The 4,714-nt window shown below is 26.4% G+C and carries 4 protein-coding genes; 1 reads left to right on the top strand and 3 read right to left on the bottom strand.

Features of this window, described 5'->3' with window-relative positions:
• Nucleotides 1-1,353 (top strand): rRNA adenine N-6-methyltransferase family protein (locus OL66_RS02985; protein WP_238568816.1); only part of this gene is annotated, 1,353 nt, incomplete at its 5' end.
• 71 nt (nt 1,354-1,424) lie between these two features.
• Here OL66_RS02985 and OL66_RS02980 read toward each other — a convergent pair.
• From OL66_RS02980 to OL66_RS02970, 3 genes are all read right to left on the bottom strand, one after another.
• Complete coding sequence (locus OL66_RS02980; RefSeq protein WP_034172408.1) at nt 1,425-2,678, bottom strand: AAA family ATPase; 1,254 nt, start codon at nt 2,676-2,678, stop codon at nt 1,425-1,427.
• A gap of 145 nt (nt 2,679-2,823) precedes the next feature.
• Entirely contained in the window at nt 2,824-3,507 is a 684-nt protein-coding gene (locus OL66_RS02975) for an ECF transporter S component (RefSeq protein ID WP_034172407.1), read from the bottom strand.
• Between the two features lie 125 nt (nt 3,508-3,632).
• Nucleotides 3,633-4,649: a lipoate--protein ligase gene (locus OL66_RS02970; protein WP_034172406.1), complete on the bottom strand. Its 1,017-nt coding sequence runs from the start codon at nt 4,647-4,649 to the stop codon at nt 3,633-3,635.
• Between the last annotated feature and the right edge of the window lie 65 nt (nt 4,650-4,714).

Here is a 4,714-nt window from a genome sequence, read left to right as displayed (position 1 = left end):
GTGAAAATCACATCTTTTTACAAATTTTTTAATTCTTCATTTTTTTCAATTTATTTTATTAAAATTAAAAAAAATTTAAGCTCGTTATTGTTAGTGATTTTTTCTTCAATAATTTTAATTTGGGGGCTTTTTGATAGTTGTTTGCAAACGCATCTAGACTCATTTGCTTATTGTAAAAATATTTTTCATTATACAAGACAAAGTATTTTTTTAATTTTGGTAGTTGCAATAATTGCTTTAACTAAATATAGAACTACTAAATTTTATCAAATATTAAGTTTTGTTGCTTTGGTAAATATTTTAATTATAAGTTTGGTTTTTTGTGATTTTATTGAAGACCACAAACAGCATTTTATTTCTGCAAATTGGCAAATGCAGCTAATTCCTTATTATTTGCAATATGTTTTTGCCCCTTTGATTTATTGTTTTTATGTGTGGAAACGACCAATTACTTTTTTGGGTTGGAAAAAAGTATGGATAGTTTTTGTTCATCCTTTTTGCTATTTTTTGTTATCTGCTATTATTTTTGGTTTTAAAGCGGATTTGAAATCGCATTTTATTAATCCTTATTACCAAAACAATTTAACAGTAGCTTATTTTAAACTTTTTGTCTCTTTTTTGCTTTTGGCAATGGGTTTAATCGGAGTGCAAAAAATAAAAATTCATCCTTTTTATAAAGGTGCACTTTTAGTGCTAGGAGCATTTTTGATTTGTGTTATTCCTAGGGAAACAAGTGATTGGAATCATGCCAAAGAATTGGTGTTTTACCCTCAACAAATGGGTTCTTCTCTTTTTCCTGAATCACAAGATATTGCTAAACAATTAAGTAATTTAGTGCTTGAATTTGAAGGAAAACAAGACACAGGTTTAAAAACAGGTGAAAAAATTTTGGAACTAGGAGCAGGCAGTGGTAATGTTACTAAATATTTAGTACAAAAGTTTGGAGCCCAAAATGTTATTGCTTTGGAATATGATAAAGAATTATGTAATGTTTTGAGAAATAAATTTCCAGGTTTAACAGTTATCGAAGGAGATGCTTGTAATTTTATTGAATTGTTAAAGAAGCAAATTGATGAAACTCAAATAAAACAAATAAAAGGGATAGTATCTACTTTGCCTTTGAGTATTTTTTCTCAAGAACAATTGCAAGAACTAAATAAAAACCTTACCACAGTAATTAAACAAAATAAGATTAGGTTTGTTGAATATTGCTTTTTGCTATTTTTACGTGAAAAACACATTATTGGAGATGGTGTAGAAGAAATTCAAGATACTAAAAATCAAATTTTTGTTTCTAGTGCAATTTTACCAACCAAAGTTTTTATTTTTGCTGCTATTGATGTTACAAAATAATATCATTTTATAAAATAAAAAAGTTAACTTATTTTAAGTTAACTTTTTTATATTTTAGGGATTTGGCAATATTAATTTAATATGCGTTTAATTGCTTGTTCTAAAAAATGTTTATCGATTTGGTCTTTGTTATTTCTGATAGCCAAAATTAAAGCCTCATTGAGAATGGCTGCAAGTTGGGCACCTGATGCACCTTCAGTAATTAAAGCTAATTTGTAAAAATCAACATCCAAAGAAATATTTTTATTTTTAGCATGAACTTTTAGAATAGCTTCTCTAGCTTTTAGATTAGGTAAATTAATTTTGATTTTACGGTCAAATCTACCTGGACGAATCAAAGCAGGATCTAGCATATCTATTCTATTAGTAGCAGCAATAATGATGATTTGTGAAAGTTTAAAAAAACCATCCATTTCTAATAAAAGTTGGTTTAGGGATTGGTCGTGTTCTCGTGATTCTATGATGGAGTTGTTTTTTCTTTTGGCTCCTAAAGCATCTATTTCATCAATAAAAATAATGCAAGGAGTAGTTCTTTTGGCTTTTTGAAATAAATCTCTTATTCTAGAAGCTCCAACGCCTACATAAACTTCGACAAATTCAGAACCAGAAACAGCATAAAAAGGAATTTTGACCTCATTAGCTAATGCTTTTGCAAGTAAGGTTTTTCCTGTTCCTGGAGGTCCTTCTAATAATACTCCTTTAGGAATTTCAAAGCCCATTTTATGATATTTTTGAGGATGTTTTAAGAAATCTATTAATTCTTGGATTTCTTTTTTTTCTTCTTCAAGACCTGCTACATCTTCAAAAGTTATTTTGTCTTTGGAAGAATCAATGTTTGTATTAAATTTATTTATTTTGTTTGATAACATTTGTTTAAGATGAATTAAAATATAAAATCCAAAAATAAAAGAAACAAGATAACTTATAAATTTGAAATATAATTCTAAAAAATTAAATTGGATATTTTCTTTGACTTCTACCAAAACATCTTTATATGAATAAAAAGCATATACTAAATAATCATAATTGGAGGCTGCCATTTTACAATAATATTTTTGATTATCAAAACTTTCTGCTTGGATTAAATAATGTTCTTTGTTCCAAATGCTGTATTGGCTTTTATAAGTATAATGAATTTTTTTAATTTCGTTGGCTTTAAATTTTGCAAATAGTTCGTATATATTTATTAAAGAAGCGTTTTTTAATTGATTTTTTTCTATCCAAAAATATGATAATTCTAGACTAATTAAAAATAATAAAATTAAAGATAATGGCAAAATAAAGCAGATAATAATTTTGTTTTTGTTAAAAAGTTTGAAAAACACTAAGTAAGTCTCCATGATGAAATTTATAAAAGAAAAGGTTATAAAAAAATTATTTTAATTAAATTTGTGTGTAATTAAATTAATAAAAGTGAATAGCGCACAAAAATTTATGTTGTTTGGGTTTGAAAAAAAGATTTTCCAAAATTTAATTTTCCTTGGAAAAACCATATAAAAATTCCATATTATCTTTAAGACGTAAATTAATTAAATAAAATAAAGCTCCTATGATGGTATTACTTACAATAACTGATGAAAAACTATAAATAAGATTAAGCGACCAAGAATAAGAAGGACTTGGGATGAACAACTTTAAAAAAGTTTTTTTGGCAAAGTTTTCTTGTAATAAATTAATAAATAAAATGCTTGAAATAATTTGAACTACACTAATTAATACTAAAGTTATTATAATAGGTGTTTTTTTGGTGAGATGATTTAAGTTTTTTTGATAAAATAAGCCCGAAAAAGAGCAGACAATATAGGGAAGAAAAAATCTGTAAAGGAAAATAAGGGCTTTGCTTGCATGTTCGTTTTCGTGGTCATGACTGTGATTATGATTTTCGTGTGTATGGTGTAATAACACTTCCATAAAAGAAAATTCCAAAACATAATGAATTAAAAGATAAAATAAACTAGCCCAAAATCCGTATTTAGGTCCAAAAAGATAACCTATTAAAATGATAAAAATTAATTCAATGCGAAAAAAAGCATAATTGCAAGGGATTGTTGCATTAATAGTATAACGAGAAAGAAGTTCCAAGCCAAAAGCCAAAAATAATAAGAAAGAAATGGCAATGATCTTTCTTAAAACATTTTTTTGATTATTTAACATAAATATACCTTCGATTTTATTTTCATATTTTATTTTGCTAGTTTTTTGTGTAGTTTTTTCGTTGTTTATCTTTTTTTTGATAGTCTATATAAAAATTTTTCAATTTAGAACTATTTTAGTAATTGCTAATAATTTAAATTTTTAAGTTTTTCTTCTAAAATACCTTCTTTAAGTAAGCTTAAAAAATCATCATTAGTAGCATCCAAAATATAAAAACCGATGTTTGTTTTTTCCAAAACTTCTTGTATTTTTTCAGTTTGATAAGTTATTCCTTCAAAAAGTTTGCTAAATTGTTCTAAATTATCTTCTTTGTGAAAAAAATCTCCAATCAAAGTCATTTTTTCAATTAAACCAAATCTAATATCTAAAAAAATTTCTAATCCTCCCCAAGAAAAACGTTTTTTAAGTATTTTGGTGTGATGGGGTTGGGTTAAGAATAAAAATTCATTGGAAGCAAATTGGAGAGAATCTTTTTCTATTGATTTTATTTCTTGGTCACTAAGTACATAAGTTTGGTCAGTTAAAGCCTCAGTTAAATACTGCATTAACTTTTCTTGTGACATATCTGGAAGATAGCCTTTGAGGTTAGTTACTCGGGAACGCACACTTGCAATTCCTTTAGAAATTAATTTTTGGTCGTTTGGAGTAATTGTGTTTATCATAGTTTGAAAATCGCAATTATAAAGAAGTGTTCCATGAGTTACCATGCCATTTTGGTTTTGCATAAAGGCATTTCCAGAAATTTTTTTGCCTTCTAGTAAAATGTCGTTTCTGCCACTAAATTCAACATTAAGTCCTAATTTTTGTAATGCAACGACAATTTTAGCTAAAAAAGGTTTAAAACTGAAATTTTTTTCTTTTTTGGCAATAATGCTAAAAAGAGGAGTTTGAGGATCATTATAAACACATCCTCCGCCAGTAGGTCTTCTAAATAAAGGAATTTTATGTTCTTTGAGGTAATCTAAATTAACTTCGTTTTCAATTATTTGATTTTTCCCAACTACAACTCCTTTGATTTTCCAAATAAAAAAGAAGCTTTTTTCAGGGTTTTGCTTTAATAAATGATTAAGGGCGTATTGTTCTAGGGCGTAATAAAAATAAGGTTTAAGGTCGCAGATGCGATTAATTTGAATCAAAATCATAATAAAATCCCCTTTTAAAGTATTATTAAAGCATTATTAAAGTATTATTAAAGTATTATTAAAGT

Source organism: Chrysanthemum yellows phytoplasma (genome assembly GCF_000803325.1).
In the GTDB taxonomy this organism is placed as follows: domain Bacteria; phylum Bacillota_I; class Bacilli_A; order Acholeplasmatales; family Acholeplasmataceae; genus Phytoplasma; species Phytoplasma asteris.
This window is presented reverse-complemented; position numbering and strand designations above follow the sequence as displayed.